Source organism: Streptomyces sp. bgisy130 (assembly GCF_057708345.1).
The window spans coordinates 1-18,999 of sequence record NZ_JBYISA010000014.1; the positions used below are offsets into that span (position 1 = coordinate 1).

Consider the following 18,999-nt stretch of genomic DNA (forward strand, 5'->3'; position numbering starts at 1 on the left):
CCCTCTTTTCCCCCCCCCACCCCCCCCCCCCCCGCGCCCAGTGGACCGACTTGTAGCGGAGGAACGATGACCGACCGACCTCTCGTCCTGGTCACCGGAGCCACCGGAGCCCAGGGCGGCTCCGTCGCCCGGCACCTGCTGCGGTCCGGCCGCTGGGCGGTGCGAGCCGTTACCCGTGACCCGCATTCGGCGCCCGCCGGCGCCCTGGCCGCCCTGGGGGCCGAAGTCGTGGCCTGCGACCTGACCAACGGCCGACAGGTGCGACAGGCCGCGACCGGCGTCCGAGCCGCATTTCTGGTGACCGACTACTGGTCCCTGAAGGAGCGCGAGTACGAGGCTGCCCGCACGACGGCCGACGCCGTACTGGCCGCCGGTGCCGAGACGTTGGTGCACAGCAGCCTTCCCGAGGCACATCGGCGCAGCGGCGGCGCGCTGTCCCTGCCGCACCACGACGGCAAGGCCCGCCTGGAGGAGGAGCTGCGTGGGCGCGGCGCGCCGGTCGTCACGGTCCACCTGTCCACGTACTACGAGAACTGGCCCGCTCGCCGGCTGCGCAGAGAGCCGGACGGCTCGCTGGCCTTCGCGCTGCCGCACGGGGACACCCCACTACCCGCGGTTTCGGTCGCCGACCTCGGCCCGGTCGTGGCCGCGGTGTTGTCCGCCGGACGCACGTTGCACGGGGAAGTGGTCAAAGTGGTCGGCGACCTGCGCCCGGCCGCCGCTTACGCAGCCGACCTCACCCGGGTACTCGGCGTCCCCGTGGCCTTCCGGGACGTGCCCTACGAGACGTACCGGGAACTGCCGATGCCGCACGCCCACGCCCTCGCGGACATGCTGGAGTTCACCCGCCGCCACCCCGACGTCACCCCCACCGATGTAGCTCACGCACGGACCTTGCACCCAGGAATGCGGACCTTCGGTGACTGGGTGGCGGAAGCGCGCGGTCGATTCACCCACCTGCTGGAAGGGTGAGGCGGCGGCAGCGTTCTCCCTGGTTGCACGAATGTGGCCGGCTGCCCCGGCCCTACGCGGTTCGGTATGCCCGGAGGAAGGTCCGTACTCCCTCAACGACGAGTGGGCGGACGCGCGGGTCCTCCGCGGCGTTCGCGGAACCGAGCCGGTCCAGCGCGACGCCGAAGGTCAGCGCGATGAACTGGTCGGCCGCGAGTCGGGGGTCGGGGACGTCGAGCAGCCCGGCCGCGGCGAGAGCGGCCAACCGCTCGGCAATCGCCTCGTCGGGGGTGTCGGCCATCGCGTTGTAGTCCCGGTGCGGCAGGTGGCCGGATTCCGCGCGGACCAGTCGTTGCAGCGTGGCGTACTCCGCCGAGCCGAGCATGTCGGTCGCGATGCTCATCGAGAACGTGACCAGGGCGTCCTCGAGGCCGGCGGCCTCGGTGCGGTCGGTGAGGGTGTCGTCGAGGGTGCGCCGGATCGTGGTGATCAGTGACTGGCCGACGGCGTCGACGACCGCTTTCAGCAGCGTCTGCTTGTCGCCGAAGTAGTCGTAGACCGTCCGCTTGGACACTTCGGCCCGGGCGGCGACCGCGTCGACGCTGGTCCGGTCGAAGCCGTCGGAGAGGAACAGTTCGCGGGCCGCCGAGAGGATGGCGGCCCGCTTCCGCGTGGACCCCTCGCGCAGTGTCTTCGTGGTCGGCATGGGGGCAATCTTAACCGTTCTACACTGCACGGTGTAGTGTAGTGCCGGCTTCACGGCGCGTGCCGCACGGGTACGTCCGCTCCGCCCGGCGGAGCCGTGCATGCGCCAACTCGGTTAGGAAAGGACGTCCATGACCGCAACTCTGGCTCCCCCGGCCCACATCGGGAAGGCCGCTGTCGGGGCCCTCGGCATGCTGGCAGTCGCCACCGGTGCCCTGGAGTCGGTGGTGACGCCGACGCTCCCGCTCCTGCAACGCGAACTGGCGATGAGTCCCGCCGAAGGGGCGTTACTCAGCATCGTGCTGCTCATCACCGGCGCGCTCGTCACACCGGTCGCAGGCAAGTTAGGCGACCGCTACGGCGGAAAACGGGTGCTGATCCGGCTGATGGTGGTGGTCTGCGCCGGTGGTCTGGTGTCCGCCCTGGCGCCGGACCTGCCGGTGCTGCTGCTCGGTCAGGTATTACAGGGGGCGATGGTGGGCGCGCTGCCCCTGTCGTTCATCCTGGTGCGCGCACACCTTCCCGCGGGCGAGTCGAAGGTGGCCATCGGGGTGGTCAGCGGCTTGTTCGTGGGCGGCGGGATGGCGGGAACGCTGTCGGCCGGGCCCGTGGCGGAAGGGCTGTCCCGGCACTGGATGTTCGCGCTGCCGACGATCGCGGTCATCGGGGCCACCGTGCTCGTGAACAGGCTGATGCCGCCTGATCCGCCGGGCCGGTCGGACGACGCCGGGGTCGACTGGCCCGGCCTGGTTCTCCTGAGCGGGACGCTGGTCACGCTCATGCTCGCACTCGCGTTGGCGCCCGACATCGGCTCGCAGCCACTCGTGCTCGGCGCCCTCCTCGTGGTTCTGGCTGCCTTCGTGACCGGATGGATAGCCGTGGAGCGTCGTGCGGCCTCGCCGATGGTCGATCTGCGCATGCTGGCACGGCCTGCGGTGTGGAAGTCCTGTGCGCTGACGTTCGTGATGTGTGTCGGCACCTCGGTGGCGGTCTATCTCGTCCCTCAGCTGTTCGCGGTGCCCGCCGGCGCGTACGGATTCGGGGCCGGCGCCACCGAGATCGGCTTCTTTCTGCTGCCCGGGGCCGTGGCCGCGTCGCTGGCCGGGCCGGTCAGTGGGATCGGAGCGCGGCGTTTCGGCTCGCGTGCCGTGGTCACCGCCGGGATCGTCATCATGGTCACCGCCCTGATCGCCCTGGCAGCCGTGCACACCGAGGTCTGGCACCTCGTCACCGGCAAGGCGTTGATCGCCCTCGCCAACGGCCTGTGCGTCACGGCGATGGTGACCAGTACCGCCACATCCGTCGATCGAAGTGACACCGGCATCGCCACCAGCCTGGTCCTGGTGACGCGCGTGCTCGGCTACGCCGTGGGTGCGCAGGTCAGTGGTGCGATCCTCACCGCCGGGACCCCTTCCGGGTCGGATGTCCCGGCCGAATCGGCCTTCGTCACCGGCTTCGTCATAGCCGGCGCCGTCACGGCGCTGTCGCTGCTTGTCGCCCGCACCATGAGCAAAGGAGTCAAGGAATGACCCGCACTGATCTGTTGAGGGGCAGCCATGCCACACCGAGGCGCACGGTCCTGATATCCGGGGCCAGCGTCGCGGGGCCCGCGCTCGCGTTCTGGCTGAACCGCCATGGATTCGAGGTCACGGTGGTCGAGAAGGCGGGCACGATACGTAGCGGTGGCTATCCCATCGACGTGCGCGGCACCGCACTTGAGGTCGTCCGGAGGATGGGAATCCTGCCGGAATTGCAGGACGCGCACATCGACCTGCGCCGGCTGACCTTCCTCGACGGGGACGGCAGCGAGGTGGCCTCGGTCGAGCCGCACACCGTCACCGGCGGGGTCACGGGCCGGGACCTGGAGGTGCGGCGCGGTGATCTGACCAGCGCTCTCCACACGGCGGTCCGTGACGACGTGGAGTTCCTGTTCAACGACTCCATCGACACCCTCGACCAGTCGTCCGGTCACGGGGTCGACGTCACCTTCCGTGGGGGCAGCAGCCGCAGGTTCGACATGGTCGTCGGTGCGGACGGTATCCACTCACGCACCCGCGAGTTCCTGTTCGGCCCGGAAGAACAGTTCCACCGGTACCTCGGCTACTGCTTCGCCGTATTCACCATGCGCAACACCTTCGGGCTCTCCCGCGAGACCATGATGTGGAACACCCCGGGCAGAGCCGCCGCACTCTACGCCGTGGGGGACAACGACGACGTGCACGCCTTCCTGAACTTCGCCCACCCGGAACCGCCGTTCGACGCGTTCCGGAACCCGGAAGCCCAACGGGCCCTGGTCGCCTCGGTCTTCGCCGACGCGGGATGGGAGGTCCCGGGGATGCTCGCTGCCATGCGCGACGCGGATGACCTGTTCTTCGACGGGGTCAGCCAGATCCGCATGCCCCGCTGGTCCAGCGGCAGGGTCGCGCTGGTGGGCGATGCCGCGTACGCGCCCTCGTTCCTTACCGGACAGGGCACCAGCCTCGCGCTCGTCGGCGCGTACATGCTCGCCGGTTCCCTGGCCGACCGCGACCACGCCGCGGGCTTCGCTGCCTACGAACACAGCACCCGTGAGTTTGTGACCGTGAACCAGGAGCAGGTCGGCAAGGGCGATGCCGCACTCTTCCCGACCACCGCCCGGGCCCTGGAGCAGCGCAACGACATGCTGCGCAATCTCAGCGCCATGCCCTCCGCAGAGGGACGACCGGCCCATTCGGCCCTCACCCTGCCCGAAGTCATGCCCATGACGTGAGCGCCCTACACAAGCGTCTTGTACGTACGTCTTGTACGCGCGTATAGATGCCGTCTACGGTGAACCCATGAACACCGACAACGCCGAGCGTTCGGCGCTCACCGTCGACGGCCGCACCCTGTCCTTCGTGGACTTCGGCGGACCGGGCCGCCCGCTGGTCGCCCTGCACGGCCATATGTCCGAGGGCATGTCGTACGCCGATGTCGCCGCCCGACTCGCCCCGGAATGGCGGGTCATAGCGCCCGACCAGCGCGGCCACGGCGACTCCGACCGCGCGGCCGACTACAGCCGGGAGGGCTACCTCGCCGACCTGGAAGCCCTCATGGACCATCTGGGACTGGACCGTGCCGTCCTTCTCGGCCACTCGCTCGGCGCGATCAACGCCTACCAGTTCGCCGCCCGCCATCCCGAGCGCGTGACCGCGCTGGTCAACGGCGAGGGCTGTGCCGAGCTCGGCTTGGACGGCAGCAACCCGCTGGCGTTCGTGCTGAACCTTCCGGAGGGCACTTGCCCCAGCCGGGAGGCGTTCGTGGCGCGGCTGGGCCCGTTCGCCCCCTTCCTCGAATCCGCCGTTCGCGAGCGGCCGGACGGAACGTGGGGCCTGCACTTCCACCCCAGGGACATCTACGCATCCGAGGAGCAGGTCCACGGCGACCACTGGGCCGACTGGACCGGCTCCGCCTGCCCGGCGCTGCTGATACGCGGCGCCAAAGGCGGAGTGCTGTCGGCGGAGCAGGCAGCGCGGATGGCCGCTCGGCGGCCCGGCACCCGTCTCGTCGAACTGGACACGGACCACTTCTTGTACGCCAACGACCCGGTCGGCTTCAGTAACGCGGTCCGGGACTTCCTTGCCTCGGTACAGCCATAACCCGCAGCCTTCCGGCCCCCACCCCACCCCGCTGATCAGCGCCCCGCGCGGCGGCGCCGGGTGACCAGGAACGCGGCCCCGCCGATGAGCGCGGTGGCGGCTGCCGCGCCCGCCCAGAGGGGGACGGGTGATGAGTCGGTGGGCCGGTGAGCGTCGGCGGACTGGGCCGACGTCTCGGCGGCCGGGCGGGATTTCGGAGGGTCTGCGGGGGCTCTGGTCGGGGGGTCGGTGGGCTTGGTGCCGGCGGCGGGCACGTCGACGGTGGCCTCGCCGTGGCCCAGGTCGGGGAAGCCGCAGTCCACGGTCACCTTCCAGCGGCCGGGGGGCAGCGCCTGGCGGGTGGTGTAGGAAGCCTTCGCGCCGGGGACAGGGATGAGCTTCCAGGGGCCGAGGGAGCGCCCGTTCACATCGATGGCGGAGAGGGTCCCCGATATGGATTCGGTCACCGGGTCCTTGTCGTTCTCCCAGGTTGCGACGGTGCGCACCCGGCCGTCGTCAGGCTGTGTGGTGACGATGCCGAAGTTGATGGTGTCGCCGTGCGCGGCGGCCGGCGAGGCCGGCCCGGCGGCCAGCAGTGCGGCCAGGGCGACGACTGGGGTGAGACGCGAGGAACGCGGATGTCGCATGTGTGCTCCTGGCTTGGGAGAGCGAGGGGATGAAGGCTGGGAAGGGCGGGGGCGGCGCGAGGGGTGTTGACGGCCGGCTAGGGCGTTGCGGGGCGAGGGGCGATGGGAGGGCCGGCGGCTGCTGGGGGGGGTCAGCCGCCGGCCCGGTCAATCGGGCGTCAGCGGTCGGGAGACCGCCGCGCACTGCTCAGGAGGCGCGCTGGAGTGTCCACTTCTGGTAGCCCCCGTTGTTCCGCCGCTGGAGTTCGAGCAGCGAGCCGCCGTAGAAGGGGCGATTGCCGATGCCCAGGGCGAGTTCGGAGCCCTGCGGCTGGAGCACGTAGCTGCCGTCTCCGGCGCTGCGCAGCCGCCACTTCTGGGTCGCGGCGCCGCTGCACGACTGCTGGGTGACGAACTGGCCCGGGACGGCGATGTGGAACTGTAGGCACTTCCCGGACACCGCGGAGGTGACGGTTACGGCGCCGTCGCCGGCGTCTTTGAAGGTCCACTGCTGGTTGGCGTATCCGTTGCGCTGGCCGGCGATGGCGGGCGCGCCACTCTGCGTGGAGCCTCCCCAGATGTCGGCGGCCAGTCCGGTGAGGGCGTTGACCATCACGTACTTCGTCCCCGGCCGGGTGGGCTGGTCACCGCCGCCGTCGCCGTCGGCGGCGAGGGTGCGGAAGGTGCTGACGGGGCCCGGCCGAGAGGTCTTGCCGCCGGCTTCCCGGGTGGCGACGGCGATCTGGTAGGAGGTGTCGGGGGTCAGCCCGACGAGGCGGTTCGCGATGCCCTCGACGTCGGCGAGTTTCCTGCCGTTGAGGAAGACGGTGTAGCCCGAGGCGGAGGGCACCTCGGTCCAGCTGACCACGGCGGAGTTCGCGGTGATCTGGGTGACCTTGACGGCGGGACCGGTGGACGGGCCGGGCGTGGACGTCGGGGTGGGTGTCGGGGTGGGCGTCGGGGTGGACGTCGGGGTAGGCGTGCCGGTCGGGTTCGGGTCGGGGTCGGTGCCGTCACCGCCGCCGGCTATGAGGAAGCGGTTGTTGGCGATGTTCCAGTGGGTGGCCAGGTAGCTGTCGGGCTTGGGGTCGGTGTTGAAGTAGTCGTCGTGGCCGCAGTCCAGCCGCTCGTCACCGCTGCGCTCGGGGCACAGGATCTGCATCTTCGGGTAGTTCGGCGAGTCCGAGTAGCACATGATGTCCCACTCGTCGACGCAGTGTCCGCCGCCGCTGGTGTGCGGGGCGCTGTTGTTGACCGCGCCGAGGTTGTGGCCCAGTTCGTGGGCGGGCGTGGCGCCGTTCCAGCAGCCCGCGTCCGTACGTCCGTAGGAGGGACCGAAGTTGCTGAGGTTCTCCTTCCCGGGCTGCTCGTCGCCGTTGAAGGTGCCGATGCCGCAGTAGACGTTGGCGTCCGCGAACATCATGTACTTGCGGTCGCTGCGGTCGTAGCCCTTCGCGGCCAGCGCCTTGTTGGTCGAGCCGAACTCGCTCACATCGGCGGCCGAGAGCTCGACGTTGAGGACGTTGGTGGTGCAGTCGGCTTCGGTGACGAACCGTATGTGGCGTTTGCCGCCGGTCTCCTTGGCGCTCTCGTTGTAGATGACGTCGGCCTCGGCCGCCCACTTCTTGAACGAGGCCACGTACTCCGCGAACCGGTCGTTTCCGGGCGCGTGCACATACAGCACCTGGACGCGGTTGCCCGAAGAGCCGTCGCCGTCGCAGACCACCTTGGCATCGTCATCGGCCGCGGCGCCGGTGGCCGAGTCGGAGGCCGCCGGAGCGGGCTGCTCCGCCTTACCGGTACGCGCGTTGAGCGCGGGCAGGCCACCGGGCCGGGCGTGGGAGGCAGACGGGGCGCTGCTCTGGCCGCCGTTCAACTTCGCGGCCGGGGCGGTCCGCCGCACCGCGGGCGCGACGTCCTTGGTGATGTCGACGCCCTTCGGCGGGGCGTCCGGGCCGTGCGTGCACAGCTTCGCCTTGGTCCCTGACACGGCGAAGACACCGGCGCAGCGGTCGCCCTTCGGAGCCGGCTTGAGCCCCCGGTAGACCATGCCGCGCCGAACGTCGCTCTTGGGTACGTCGGTGAGCGGCTTCGGCGGCGTCTCGTGGACCGGATTCACGACGGCCGTCTGCCGGGCCGCGGCGCTCGTCCGGTCGCTGGTGCCGGTGTCGGCCGATCCGATGCTGACCATGCCGGCGATGAGACCGGCGGCGGCCGCGGTCGCCGCGGTCATCAGCGCCAGACGGCGCTTGACCGGCCGGTGCCGGTGGGTCGAGCGTCTTGTTTTCATGAGCGGATTCCCGTCTGTACTCGTAGGGGGATGAGAGGGAGGGGAGGAGAAATGGCTGAGGTGGTGCCAGGACGAGCGCCTGGCACGCAGCGGGTTGGAGCAGGGCGCGGCCGGTGGCGGATACGGGAGAGGGCGGGCGGTCGGGCCGGCTGCTCAGCGGGAGAGGGCGAAGACCTGGCCACGGGGACCTGGCCACAGGGGACCGTCTGAGTCGAGGTCGACAACACCGACTCCGGGCTCGGTCAACTCGCGGTGGAGGAGGTTCTGGCGGCGTCCGGGGCGTTCCTTCAGGACGCCGGAACGGTCTGCGGGCCCTGTCGGCCCGCGGCGAGGTTTCTCGCCGTAGGTCACCTCACGGATATGCGGCGGTGCTCGGCTCGCCGGGCCCGGTGGTCGGCTGGCTGGAGTCGACGCACTGGGCGGTCGCCGCCGTGTCGTCCGGCATCTGCGAGGTCGCGGTGGTCAGTTGGCCGCTGGAGCGGGTCAGCACGCAGCTGGCCGTTGCCCGCCCGGCTTTGACCAGAGTCGTCACCTGCCATACGAGGCGCGCGCGAGAGCCCGCGAGGCGGGTCGCCTGGGGAGTCGCGCTCGGCGTGGGGCGGGCCGAGACCGTGGCCGGTGCGGTCTTCGTGGAGCGTGGGGAGGGGTCCGCCGTGTGCGGTGCCCTGGTGCCCGGGCCGGAATGGCCGGCGGACTCGGTGGTCTTCCGCTCAGGGGCGGGCGGGGCCACGGAGGGCAGCGTGTCAGTGAGCGGCTCGGAGCGCGTGGCGCCCTCCGTACGCTTGCCCTCGTTCCTGGGGACGTTGAGGAGGAACGTCGTTCCTCCCATGGCCAGGACGAGGGCCGCGGCGGCGGCGACCTTGCCGCCCGAACGCGGACGGCGGTGCGTGCGGTGCGCACGGTGCCGGCCGGTGTTCACGCGCGCCTTGGCAGGGGCGACGACGGAATCCGCGGGCGGGGCGCCGGCAGTATCGGCCGGGCATCCCGCAGGGACGACGCCGGTGGCCACGGCGTCGCTCGCCCGCCACCACAACAGGGCTCCGGCGAGGGGGACGAGCCCCAGCACGGCCAGCAGTCCCTCGGCCGGGACCAGCGTGGAGCAGTGGCTGGCGCAGTAGACGCAGCCCATGGCGTGCCGGGCCATCCGCTTGCGCCAGAGGGCCGAGGGGACCCCGTCCCAGAGAGCGATCACACGCTCCAGTTCGGCGCAGCGGGGCACCGTGGCGAGGGCGCGGACCACGACTCGGGCGATCTCCAGCTGCTCCGTGATGCGCCGTACGCGTACGGCGGTGTGCTGCGGGGAGAGCTCCAGGGCATCGGAGACCTCGGCGCGGGTCAGCTCGCCGGCGACCTCCAGCCACCACAGGGACAGCACGTTCCGCTGATCGTCGTCGAGCCAGCGGGTCGCCTCGACGACCTCCTTGCGCTGGCCCTCCAGGTCCAGCCGCACGATCGTCACATCGACGAAGTCGGGCTCGGGGGGCGCGACTTCGTGGACCTCCCCCAGGCCACCGATGGGCGCGTCACGGCGTTCGCGCTGCCAGTGATGGCGTATCTGGTTCATCGCGATCGAAACGAGCCAGGAGCGAAAGCGGGCCGGGTCGCGCAGCCCCTCCAGACCGTTGAGCGCGCGCAGCATGGTCTCCTGGACCACGTCGTCGACGTCCGCGTGCCCCTTCAGGGCGCGGCCCACGATGTTGTAGACCAGCGGCAGATACGCGGCGACGAGCTGATCCTGCGCGCCGGTGTCCCCGGTCCGAGCGGCTTCGACGAGCCACACCCCGACCTCACTGTTCACGCTCAGCACCCTCTTCCTGTGCCCAAAGCGTCGACGTCGCTGGTCAACGTCCGACACCTAGGAGACGTGAGGGCGATCGCCAGATAACAGGAATTGGCTGAGAAAGAGGTGCGGAGATCTGGAAAATGCCTGGGCGCCCGCGCGTCCGAACTGTGGAACGGACGCCGTCGGGGAAGAAGAAAGAGCAGCCCAGACGGGTTGTGCGGGACAGCGCCTGGCCCGGTTGACGGACCGCGACACCGATCCGCTGTGACTCATGACACAGTTTGCGGGGCTCGCCTGCACTCCCCCACCGACCACCACCTGGTGCCGACTGGTTACGGACCGTGCCGAGATCATCGCCAGGAACAAGTCGCCTACACCCGCGGCCGGTTGATCAGGCGGGAAAGCACGATCACGCTCTCGGTGCGCTCGATGACGGGCGCCTCACGGACCCGCTGGATGGCCTGCTCCAAGTGCGCGATGTCGGCGGCGAGCATGTGCAGCATCGCGTCCGCAGCGCCGGAGACCGTGCACGCCTCGACGACTTCCGGGATCTCGTTCAGATTCCGTCGCAGTTCGACAGGAGAGGGGTTGCCCCTGCAATACACCTCGACGAACGCCTCGGTCCGCCACCCCAGCGCCTGGGGGTCGATGAGCGCGGTGAACCCGCGGATTGCGCCCGTGGCGACGAGGCGGTCGAGTCGGCGCTTGGCGGCGGGCGCGGAAAGCCCGGCCACCTCACCGATCTCGGCATAGGTGCTCCGGGCATTCCGCAGAACGCAACGGATGATCTCTTCGTCGACAGCGTCCACGCTGCCACCTCCTCGGGAGAGACGACCCCTACGGGGCGAAAAGAATCTCTACAGCGGCCTGAAATAAGCAAGAAATCGATGCCGCAAGGGAAGAGATGGAGATTGTTTGCGCCATGGCGCGAACATAGCATCCGTGGTCATTCGCTGAGCCGCAAGGACGGAAGTGACCACATGACAGCAGTGCTCAGTGCCGAGGAGCGCGCCGCTCTGGAGGCGGTCGACGAGACGGCCATCGCCCGGACGCTGATGGAGCTGCTCGAAATCCCGAGCGTGACCGGCAGTGCCGCCGAGAGCGAGATGCAGCACCGGCTGGCCGGACAACTGGACCGGCTCGGCCTCGATGTCGACCTGTGGCCCGTGGACCTGCCCGCCCTGCGCGCACACCCCGGCTTCCCGGGGGCCGAGGCACCGCGCGATGAGGCGTGGGGGCTCGCGGGGATCACACCGGGCGGCGATGACGGGCCCACCATGATCCTTCAGGGGCACGTCGATGTCGTCCCGCCCGGCGACCTCCGGAAATGGGACGGCGACCCCTTCGTCCCGAGAGTGGTCGGCGACGTCGTCCATGGCCGCGGTGCCTGCGACATGAAGGCCGGACTCGTCGCCAACCTCGCCGCCCTGGCAGCGATCCGCACCAGCCGCGCCCGGCTGCGCGGTCGGGTGGCGGCCCACTTCGTCGTCGGCGAGGAGGACGGCGGGCTCGGAGCCTTCGCCACCCTCCAGCGCGGGCACACCGGTGATGCGTGCCTCATCAGCGAGCCGACCGGCGGCACGCTGGTGACCGCGAACGCCGGCGCGCTGACCTTCCGCATCGAGGTCCCCGGCCAGGCCACCCATGCGAGCACCCGCGACGCGGGAGTCAGCGCCATCGACGCCTACCTGCCCATCCACCAGGCGCTCGCCCGCCTGGAAGCCCGGCGCAACACGGCTGCCGACCCGCTGATGACGGAGTACACCACCCCGTACGCACTCTCCGTCGGCGCGATCCGCGCAGGTGACTGGGCAAGCAGCGTGCCGGACCGCCTCGTCGCCGAGGGCCGGCTGGGCGTTGCCCTGGGCGAGGACCCGGCCGAAGCGGTCGCTGAGTTCGAGACCTGTGTGACCGAGGCGTGCGCACAGGATCCCTGGCTGCGCGATCATCCGGCGGTCGTGACCTGGCCCGGCGGCCGGTTCGCGAGTGGCCGCCTGCCCGCGGGCCATCCGCTCGGGGCTCTGGTCCGGGACGCGCACGCGGACGCGGTCGGCGGGCCGCAGGTGCGCGAACGCGGCGCACCGTACGGAAGCGACCTGAGGCTCTACGCCGGGGCCGGCATCCCGACCCTCCAGTTCGGGCCCGGTGACGTGCGGCTGGCCCACAGCACACGGGAGCAGGTCGCCATCCCGGAGATCGCGGCTGTGGCCCGCACCCTCGTACTCGCGGTGCTGCGCACCGTCGGCACCCAATAGCGCTCACACGACAGCAGCCCATCCCCGGGGACCAGACACCCGATCCGCGCCCAAGGCCCGGTCGGACACGCAGCGAAAGGGACACCGCCATGACCTCAACGGAGGTTGAGCAAGGCCGATGCGGCGACGAGGCCGCGGAAACCGCGCCGAAGGAAGGGTACCGACGCGGGCTGAGTGCTCGTCAGATTCAGATGATGGCCATCGGAGGCGCCATCGGCACCGGGCTCTTCTACGGCTCCAGCACGGGCATCGCCATGGTCGGGCCGAGCCTGATCGCGTGTTACGCCGCCGCAGGCATCGTCATCTTCTTCGTGATGCGGGCGTTGGGTGAGCTCCTCACCTACCGCCCCACCTCAGGGAGTTTCGCCGACTACGCGCGGGAGTTCTGCGGCCCGTTCGCAGGCTTCGTCACCGGCTGGTCGTACTGGGCCGCCTGGGTCGCTTCCTGCATGGCCGAGGTGACCGCCGCCGGCCACTACATCGCCTACTGGTGGCCCGCTGTCCCGGTCTGGGCCACGGCCGCGGTGGCCCTGGCCGTGCTGCTCGCCGCGAACCTGGTGTCCGTCAAGGTCTTCGGCGAGCTGGAGTTCTGGTTCTCCACCATCAAAGTCGTCGCGATCACCGCGATGATCGTCATCGGCATCGGCGTACTGACCTTCGGCTTCTCCTCCCTCGGGCACACCGCCTCCGTCCAGCACCTGTGGGCCGACGGGGGGTTCGCACCGCACGGCGCCTGGCAGTCCATGCTCGCCATGCAGGGGGTCGTCTTCGCCTATCTGGGCGTCGAACTCGTCGGCCTCACCGCCGGCGAGGCCAAGAATCCCCAGCAGACCCTCCGCAAGGCGATCAACACGCTGCCCATCCGGATCGCCGTCTTCTACATCGGCGCACTGATCATCCTGCTGTCCGTTCTCAGCTGGACCAAGTACACCCCCGGCGTCAGCCCCTTCGTCCAGGTCTTCGCCGGCGTGGGCATCCCGGGAGCCGCCGGCCTCATGAACTTCGTCGTTCTCACCGCCGCCCTGTCCGCCTGCAATTCCGGAATCTACTCCGCAGGCCGGATGATCCGCGGCCTGGCAGTCAACGGCGAGGCCCCGAAAGCCATGCGGAAACTCAGCGGCCGCCAGCTTCCGGTCCCCGCGGTGATGCTGTCCATCCTGGTCATGGGCGCAGGCGTGGTCATCAACGTCTTCTCCCCGGACAAGGCATTCGTCTACATCACCTCGGTCAGCGCCTGCGCGGGACTGTGGACCTGGGGCATGATTCTCGCCGCGCACCTGCGCTATCGGGCCAAGGTGCGCGCCGGGCTGCTGCCCACCGTCGGCTTCCGGCTGCCCGGCGCCCCGGTCACCAACTGGATCGCCCTCGCCGCACTCGCCTTCGTCGTCGTCCTGATGGCCACCTCCAGTGACACCCGGCTCGGCCTGTACGTATGGGCCGTGTGGTTCACCGCACTCACCATCGGCTACCGGGCCGTCAAACGGCGCACCCCGCGGTCGGCTTCCGCCACCAGGGCCGGGACGGACTCAGCAGCGTGACGGCCGTGTTCGGGCCGACGCCCACCACGATGAGCAGCTGCGGGGCGTAGCGTTCCGCGAGCAGGGTCGGACGGCGAGGTCATGGATCTGGTCGGTGAGTGGTGAGGAGAAACAGCCGAATGGTTGCCGGCGGCGGACAACAACACATACCGGGCCGGCGGATCTGGGCGGTCCGCGCGGCGCGGCTGTTCGACGGGTACGCATTACGCGAGGGGCGCCCGCTGGTGCTCATCGAGGGCTCGCGCATCGCCGGTGTCGATATGACGGGCGCGGCCCCCTCTGCGGACCTGCGCGTTCTGGATCTCGGCGACGCCACGCTGTTGCCCGGGCTCATCGACTCCCATGTGCACCTCGCCTTCGACCCCGACGACAGGTCGAAGCAGGCGATGGCGGAGGAAGCGGACCAGACCACCCTGACACGCATGCGCCACAACGCCGGGCAGCAACTGCGGGCGGGCGTCACGACCGTACGGGACCTCGGTGATCGTCGCTTTCTCGCCCTGTCGCTCCGTGACCGCTACACGGCGGGCACGGAGCGGGGCCCGGAGGTGGTTGCCGCCGGGCCTCCCCTCACGCGAACTCGCGGACACTGCTGGTACTTGGGCGGCGAAGCCGACGGCAGCACGGCGCTGGAGGCCGCGGTCGAGGAGCGCGTCGCTCGCGGCGTCGACGTGGTCAAGGTCATGGCGACCGGTGGTGTGACCACGCCTGGATGGGGGCCGCATCAGTCGCAGTACACCCGCGAGGAACTGGCCGCGGTGACCCGGGTCGCCCATGCGCACGGCAGGCCGGTCACCGCGCATGCGCACGGCCGGCAGGGGATGGCCGATGCCGTCGCAGCCGGCGTCGACGGCATCGAGCATGCCTCCTTCTTCACCGAGGACGGTGTCGAGCCCGACTGGAAGACCGTGGAGGCCGTGGTGGAGGCCGGCATCTTCATAGGCGCCACCGAGGCATGGCTTCCGACGGGCACGATGGTCGCGCCGCACATGGCCGAGCGCGTGGAGCAGCGCGGTGCGAATTTCGCCCGGATGCACCGCGAAGGAGCACGGCTGGTCTGCTGCTCCGATGCCGGCGCCGGTCCCCGCAAGCCGCATGGCGTGCTTCCGTACGGGATCATTCACTTCGGCTCGCTCGGCCTCACCAACGCCGAAGCCCTGGCTTCGGCCACCTCCCTTGCCGCGGAGGCATGTGGTCTGGCCGACCGCAAAGGAAGGATCGCCGCCGGCTACGACGCCGACCTCATCGCGGTACCGGGCAATCCCCTGCACCGTCTGGACACTCTGCTCGACATCCGCACCGTGATCCGAGCCGGCCGGACATTCCAGGGCTGATCCCGCTCACCTGCAACGGGATCCAGCGCCTGTTCACGATGCTCGTCGCCCGGCCCGTGCATGACTTCGCCGGCGCCCCGGACGCCGGACCGTCGCTAACTAAATCCCGGCGCACCGGAGAGCGCAGGCAGCGAATTCCCCTTCATCCGGTCCTGGGACTTCCGCCACTCCTCGTGCGGCTCTTGGAGCCGTGTATTCCATTTATGCCCGAGCGGTGCCGGGAGCGGGTCGGATACGGAGGAGGGGTTGGACGCGACTCACCTCCAACACAGGCCCGCTGCCGTCGCGTTGGGCCTCGTCCGCCCCACACTTCGGCACCTGACCGCTCAACTTCCGCTGCCGAAGTGGGTCTTGTGCAGCACAGAACAGCTTGCGTACGATTGCGCCGACTCAGCGGTCCGCCGAGAAGCACGGAAGGTTGTCAACCATGCCGGTGCAAGAGCAGGAAGTCTCCCGAGTCTGGGCGGACGTGATCGGGATTCCTGAAGCGGACTTCGATACCAACTTCTATGACCTCGGCGGTCATTCACTCCTGCTGATGGAACTTGCCAGTCGACTCAACCGGCAATTGGGCATCGACACAGACGTCATCATGTTGATGGAGTATCCGACAGTGGCGGCGTTTACTTCTCATTGGAATAGCATGGAAGCGCTCGTCGACGGTAACCGCTGACGAGGGGGGATTCCCGGCGGACAGTGGAAATCCCGGGGCAGGTTGCCTTAAGTGCACGAGCGAGCAGAGCTCTTGGAGTATTGCCGGGCCGCCCATCCCTCAGATTCGGCCGGCCCCCGCACGGCATCCTGCCGGAGTGACGCCTTCCCTGTCTGCTGCCTCGCGGGCAGGGCGCCGATGTGGCCAGAGAACTGATCCGATCACAGTGAGATGTCCGGGCTGCGACCTCGTGACGAGGACGTGGCCCGCCCGGCATGAGAAGGATTGGCGTTCATGGGCAAATTAGTGGCACTCGACCGGATCCGCGATATCGCGGTGCGCGAGCCGGGCCGGCCCGCGCTGCGCGCCAACGGCCGATCGATCGGCTACGGCGAGTTGGTCGAGAGCGCGACCCGTCTCGGCGATCTCCTGAACGCCCACGGGGTCGGTCCCGAAGACGTGGTGGCCACTGTCTTGCCACGCGGCGGCAATGAGGTCATCGCGATACTCGGAATCTGGATGTCTGGAGCGGCGTATCTGCCCACGGATACCCAATGGGGCGAGCGAAGGCTCGACCTCGTGCTTGCCGAGTCGGCCACATACGTGGTGGAGGAGTCGGTCGAGGACGATGCGGAAGTCCTCATGCCGGGTGAGACAGGTCTGCGGCTCAGACGAGCGGAGAGCAGCCGAAGTCGCCCACAGAATCCCAGCTCGGGCGCGCTGGAGCTCGCCTATGTCCGCCATACCTCCGGACCGACGGGCGCGCCCGCAGCAGTCGGCGTCGAATTCGACGCGATGGACACCTACGGAAACGAGCTTCACGATCTTGTCAAGCAGTCGGCCGACCGCACCGACGGCGATATGCGGGTGCTGCTGTCCACGGACCCGCGCTTCGATGCTTCGCTCCGGCCGGTCCTCCTGCTGGCCGCAGGCGCGACGCTGATCGTCGCTCCGGATCTGAAGGACGGGTCCTGGCAGGAGCAGATCGAATGCATCCTTGCCAACGGAATCACCGTCCTCAGCGCAGTGCCTTCCTGGTATTCCGGTCTGCTCGGCGCGGGATACCGGCCACGCGACTCCAGCGTGCAGCTCGCCTTTGTCGGTGGTGAGCCGGTGCCCGACGGTGTGGTGCAGGAGCTGACCACCGATAAATGCACCGTCATGGTGCAGCACGGCCCCAAAGAGACGGCGATCACGGCGAGGGGAGCGGTGGAATGCGGGGAAGCCGACGACGCCGAAGCGCAGCCGGGCGATATCGCCCGTGACGATGTCGAGCTGCGGCTGATCGCCATCGTGCGCGAGACATTGGGCGCTCCCTGCACGCTCGAAGACAATTTCTTCGCGCTCGGCGGCGGCTCCCTCGACGCGCTCGATTTCCTCGCACGCGTTCGCGAGGAATTCGGGGTTCGGGTGCGGCTCCGTGAGTTCTTCCGGACCCGCACCCTACGAGAACTACGCAACCTGATCGGAGACGTGGGTTGAGAACCAACAGCATGGATTCGCTGACGGACACCCTTCCGATCGGCCCGCTCCAGGAGGGTATTTGGCTGTTCTGGCAGCTGAATCCGACGAGCCCCGCCTATAGCATGCCGGAGGTCTTCCACTTCGACGGCGACTTCGACACCGAGGCTGCGGAGTTCGCCTTCAACGAGGTCATACGCCGCCATGAGGCCCTGCGTACGACGTTCCACGAAACGGACTCCGGCGTCGTACAGGTCATCGACCGTGATCCGGAGCCTGTCCCGGTCAAGGTGGTGGACCTGCGCGGGTTGTCGCCGGCTGTGCGGACCGAGCGAATGCAATCTGCCCTCGATGCCGCGGCGAACCTGCCGTTCGATCTGACGGCCGAGCCGGCGATCAGGCTCACCGCCATCCAGGTGTCCGAGAGCCGGACCGCACTGGTTCTGGTCGCCCATCACATCGTGTGTGACGGCACATCAATGACCATCGTCCTCGACGAGTTCGGTGAGCTCTACCGATCGGCGCGCCGGGGAACCCCGCCCGACCTCCAGCCGATCGCACCGGGATACAGCACCTTCGCGAAACGGCAACTTTCCGCACTCGCCGACGGCGCGCTGAAAGAAGAGTCGGCCTACTGGCGGGACCGGCTCGCCGGAGTCACCGGCAGTGCTCTGCCGGGAGCCGACCACCCCGCCACCCGCATGCCAGGGGCGCTGAACACCTACGTGGTGTCCACACCGCTCGACGACGGGCTGACCGAAGCGCTCTCGGCGTATGCCCGCCGCGCCAGGTCGACGCCCTTCGCCATCCTGCTCTGCGCGATGCAGGTCGTGATCGCCGCCGCCACCGGTGACGGTGACCAGGCCGTCGGTACGGCCACGAGCGGCCGCACGCCCACGTTCGCCCGCACGGTGGGCATGCTCGCGAACATGGTCGTGGCCCGGTCGCGCATCGATATGTCCCGCACATTCGCCGACACGCTCGAAGAACTGTCGCTGGATCTCATGGACGCCATCGATCACCAGGACCTGCCGTTCAGCCGGATGGTCGCCGACTTGCACGACGCCGGACTCCAACCCGGCGCCGACGTCGTACGAACGGTGTTCTCCGCAGGGGCCAACGGCGCCCTGAAACTCGGCGAGGGAAGGCTGTCGGAGGTCGTGGCGCGCACCGTGGAGGGGCCTTTCGACCTGGTCGTGGACTGCGATATGGCTCCCTCCGGGATCGCTCTCGACTGGGAGTACGCGCTGCGCACCTACTCGCGCGAAGCCGCGGACGGCTACTGCGCCGCGTACCTGGAGATCCTGGCAGCGTTGCTGCACCGGCCCGACGCGGCAATGGACTCCCTCGGCCTGACCGGGATTCTGGCCCGGGTCGCCCCGTCCCCTCGAAGCGACGCGCCCTCCCCCGGCGCCCTGTCCCCCGCCGCGGAGCCGGACCCGCCTGCGGACGGTCTGCTCACCTCGGTGGAGGGAGTCGTCGCGGGCATCTGGAGCGAGGTGATCGGGGTACCCGTCCATTCGCCGCACGACGACTTCTTCGAACTGGGCGGTCACTCGATGATGGCGGGCGACGTGGTCGCGCTGGTGCGCAAGCGGGTCTCGCGCACCGCGACGCTACGACTGCTCTTCGGCCACCCGCAGCTGCGCGACTTCTGTTCCCTGCTGGACGTCGGAGCCGATCCCGGCCGCGCGTCCAACGCCCGCGAGGATTCCCGCTTGCCGCGGTCGGCCGGGACGGCCTGACCCCGTAGTGGCGATCCCTGACAGCGGAGCTTCCGGGCGGGGCGACGACGATTCATGTGAGGA

General features: G+C 69.5%; 15 protein-coding genes. 10 read left to right on the plus strand and 5 right to left on the minus strand.

The window, feature by feature from the left end:
* Positions 1 to 66 precede the first annotated feature (66 nt).
* Positions 67 to 972, plus strand: coding sequence for an NmrA/HSCARG family protein (locus tag AC3EUV_RS19745; RefSeq protein ID WP_435603451.1), 906 nt, complete (start codon positions 67 to 69; stop codon positions 970 to 972).
* Positions 973 to 1,024: 52 nt separating this feature from the next.
* On the opposite strand, the gene AC3EUV_RS19750 is transcribed toward AC3EUV_RS19745, so the two are convergent.
* Entirely contained in the window at positions 1,025 to 1,657 is a 633-nt protein-coding gene (locus tag AC3EUV_RS19750; RefSeq protein WP_432142979.1) for a TetR/AcrR family transcriptional regulator, read from the minus strand.
* Between the two features lie 130 nt (positions 1,658 to 1,787).
* Here AC3EUV_RS19750 and AC3EUV_RS19755 point away from each other — a divergent pair, with 130 nt between their 5' ends.
* The 3 genes from AC3EUV_RS19755 (at position 1,788) to AC3EUV_RS19765 (ending at position 5,273) form a co-directional block, all read left to right on the plus strand.
* Positions 1,788 to 3,185 (plus strand): MFS transporter, encoded by a 1,398-nt coding sequence (locus AC3EUV_RS19755; protein ID WP_435603452.1) that lies wholly within the window; start codon positions 1,788 to 1,790, stop codon positions 3,183 to 3,185.
* On the plus strand, positions 3,182 to 4,405 hold the full coding sequence (locus AC3EUV_RS19760) for an FAD-dependent monooxygenase (RefSeq protein ID WP_435603453.1): 1,224 nt from the start codon (positions 3,182 to 3,184) through the stop codon (positions 4,403 to 4,405). Before AC3EUV_RS19755 ends, AC3EUV_RS19760 begins: the two co-directional genes overlap by 4 nt.
* Before the next feature lie 67 nt (positions 4,406 to 4,472).
* Complete coding sequence (locus tag AC3EUV_RS19765; RefSeq protein ID WP_435603454.1) at positions 4,473 to 5,273, plus strand: alpha/beta fold hydrolase; 801 nt, start codon at positions 4,473 to 4,475, stop codon at positions 5,271 to 5,273.
* Positions 5,274 to 5,308: 35 nt separating this feature from the next.
* Here AC3EUV_RS19765 and AC3EUV_RS19770 read toward each other — a convergent pair whose 3' ends face one another.
* The 4 genes from AC3EUV_RS19770 to AC3EUV_RS19785 all read right to left on the minus strand — a co-directional run bounded on the left by AC3EUV_RS19770 (position 5,309) and on the right by AC3EUV_RS19785 (position 10,760).
* On the minus strand, positions 5,309 to 5,899 hold the full coding sequence (locus AC3EUV_RS19770; protein WP_432142975.1) for a hypothetical protein: 591 nt from the start codon (positions 5,897 to 5,899) through the stop codon (positions 5,309 to 5,311).
* Positions 5,900 to 6,086: 187 nt separating this feature from the next.
* Positions 6,087 to 8,168: an RICIN domain-containing protein gene (locus AC3EUV_RS19775; protein ID WP_432142974.1), complete on the minus strand. Its 2,082-nt coding sequence runs from the start codon at positions 8,166 to 8,168 to the stop codon at positions 6,087 to 6,089.
* A 352-nt stretch (positions 8,169 to 8,520) separates the two neighbouring features.
* On the minus strand, positions 8,521 to 9,966 hold the full coding sequence (locus AC3EUV_RS19780; RefSeq protein WP_435603455.1) for an RNA polymerase sigma factor: 1,446 nt from the start codon (positions 9,964 to 9,966) through the stop codon (positions 8,521 to 8,523).
* Between the two features lie 356 nt (positions 9,967 to 10,322).
* Positions 10,323 to 10,760, minus strand: coding sequence for an Lrp/AsnC family transcriptional regulator (locus AC3EUV_RS19785; protein ID WP_432142972.1), 438 nt, complete (start codon positions 10,758 to 10,760; stop codon positions 10,323 to 10,325).
* A gap of 171 nt (positions 10,761 to 10,931) precedes the next feature.
* Here AC3EUV_RS19785 and AC3EUV_RS19790 point away from each other — a divergent pair, with 171 nt between their 5' ends.
* The 6 genes from AC3EUV_RS19790 to AC3EUV_RS19815 all read left to right on the plus strand — a co-directional run bounded on the left by AC3EUV_RS19790 (position 10,932) and on the right by AC3EUV_RS19815 (position 18,936).
* Complete coding sequence (locus AC3EUV_RS19790) at positions 10,932 to 12,206, plus strand: ArgE/DapE family deacylase (protein WP_435603456.1); 1,275 nt, start codon at positions 10,932 to 10,934, stop codon at positions 12,204 to 12,206.
* A gap of 89 nt (positions 12,207 to 12,295) precedes the next feature.
* Positions 12,296 to 13,744, plus strand: a complete 1,449-nt coding sequence (locus AC3EUV_RS19795; RefSeq protein WP_435603457.1) for an amino acid permease — start codon at positions 12,296 to 12,298, stop codon at positions 13,742 to 13,744.
* Positions 13,745 to 13,863: 119 nt separating this feature from the next.
* Complete coding sequence (locus tag AC3EUV_RS19800) at positions 13,864 to 15,078, plus strand: metal-dependent hydrolase family protein (RefSeq protein ID WP_435603458.1); 1,215 nt, start codon at positions 13,864 to 13,866, stop codon at positions 15,076 to 15,078.
* A gap of 427 nt (positions 15,079 to 15,505) precedes the next feature.
* Positions 15,506 to 15,751 carry an acyl carrier protein gene (locus AC3EUV_RS19805; RefSeq protein ID WP_432142969.1) on the plus strand — a complete coding sequence of 82 codons (246 nt, stop codon included), beginning with the start codon at positions 15,506 to 15,508 and terminating at the stop codon, positions 15,749 to 15,751.
* 273 nt (positions 15,752 to 16,024) lie between these two features.
* Positions 16,025 to 17,212: a non-ribosomal peptide synthetase gene (locus tag AC3EUV_RS19810; RefSeq protein WP_435603459.1), complete on the plus strand. Its 1,188-nt coding sequence runs from the start codon at positions 16,025 to 16,027 to the stop codon at positions 17,210 to 17,212.
* 11 nt (positions 17,213 to 17,223) lie between these two features.
* Complete coding sequence (locus AC3EUV_RS19815; RefSeq protein WP_435603460.1) at positions 17,224 to 18,936, plus strand: condensation domain-containing protein; 1,713 nt, start codon at positions 17,224 to 17,226, stop codon at positions 18,934 to 18,936.
* Positions 18,937 to 18,999: the final 63 nt, after the last annotated feature.

Bases quoted from the DNA above. Each gene is read 5' to 3' on its own strand.
- AC3EUV_RS19745 (WP_435603451.1), top strand. From the start codon at position 67: ATGACCGACCGACCTCTCGTCCTGGTCACCGGAGCCACCGGAGCCCAG.
- AC3EUV_RS19750 (WP_432142979.1), bottom strand. From the start codon at position 1,657: ATGCCGACCACGAAGACACTGCGCGAGGGGTCCACGCGGAAGCGGGCC.
- AC3EUV_RS19755 (WP_435603452.1), top strand. From the start codon at position 1,788: ATGACCGCAACTCTGGCTCCCCCGGCCCACATCGGGAAGGCCGCTGTC.
- AC3EUV_RS19760 (WP_435603453.1), top strand. From the start codon at position 3,182: ATGACCCGCACTGATCTGTTGAGGGGCAGCCATGCCACACCGAGGCGC.
- AC3EUV_RS19765 (WP_435603454.1), top strand. From the start codon at position 4,473: ATGAACACCGACAACGCCGAGCGTTCGGCGCTCACCGTCGACGGCCGC.
- AC3EUV_RS19770 (WP_432142975.1), bottom strand. From the start codon at position 5,899: ATGCGACATCCGCGTTCCTCGCGTCTCACCCCAGTCGTCGCCCTGGCC.
- AC3EUV_RS19775 (WP_432142974.1), bottom strand. From the start codon at position 8,168: ATGAAAACAAGACGCTCGACCCACCGGCACCGGCCGGTCAAGCGCCGT.
- AC3EUV_RS19790 (WP_435603456.1), top strand. From the start codon at position 10,932: ATGACAGCAGTGCTCAGTGCCGAGGAGCGCGCCGCTCTGGAGGCGGTC.
- AC3EUV_RS19795 (WP_435603457.1), top strand. From the start codon at position 12,296: ATGACCTCAACGGAGGTTGAGCAAGGCCGATGCGGCGACGAGGCCGCG.
- AC3EUV_RS19800 (WP_435603458.1), top strand. From the start codon at position 13,864: ATGGTTGCCGGCGGCGGACAACAACACATACCGGGCCGGCGGATCTGG.
- AC3EUV_RS19805 (WP_432142969.1), top strand. From the start codon at position 15,506: ATGCCGGTGCAAGAGCAGGAAGTCTCCCGAGTCTGGGCGGACGTGATC.
- AC3EUV_RS19810 (WP_435603459.1), top strand. From the start codon at position 16,025: ATGGGCAAATTAGTGGCACTCGACCGGATCCGCGATATCGCGGTGCGC.
- AC3EUV_RS19815 (WP_435603460.1), top strand. From the start codon at position 17,224: ATGGATTCGCTGACGGACACCCTTCCGATCGGCCCGCTCCAGGAGGGT.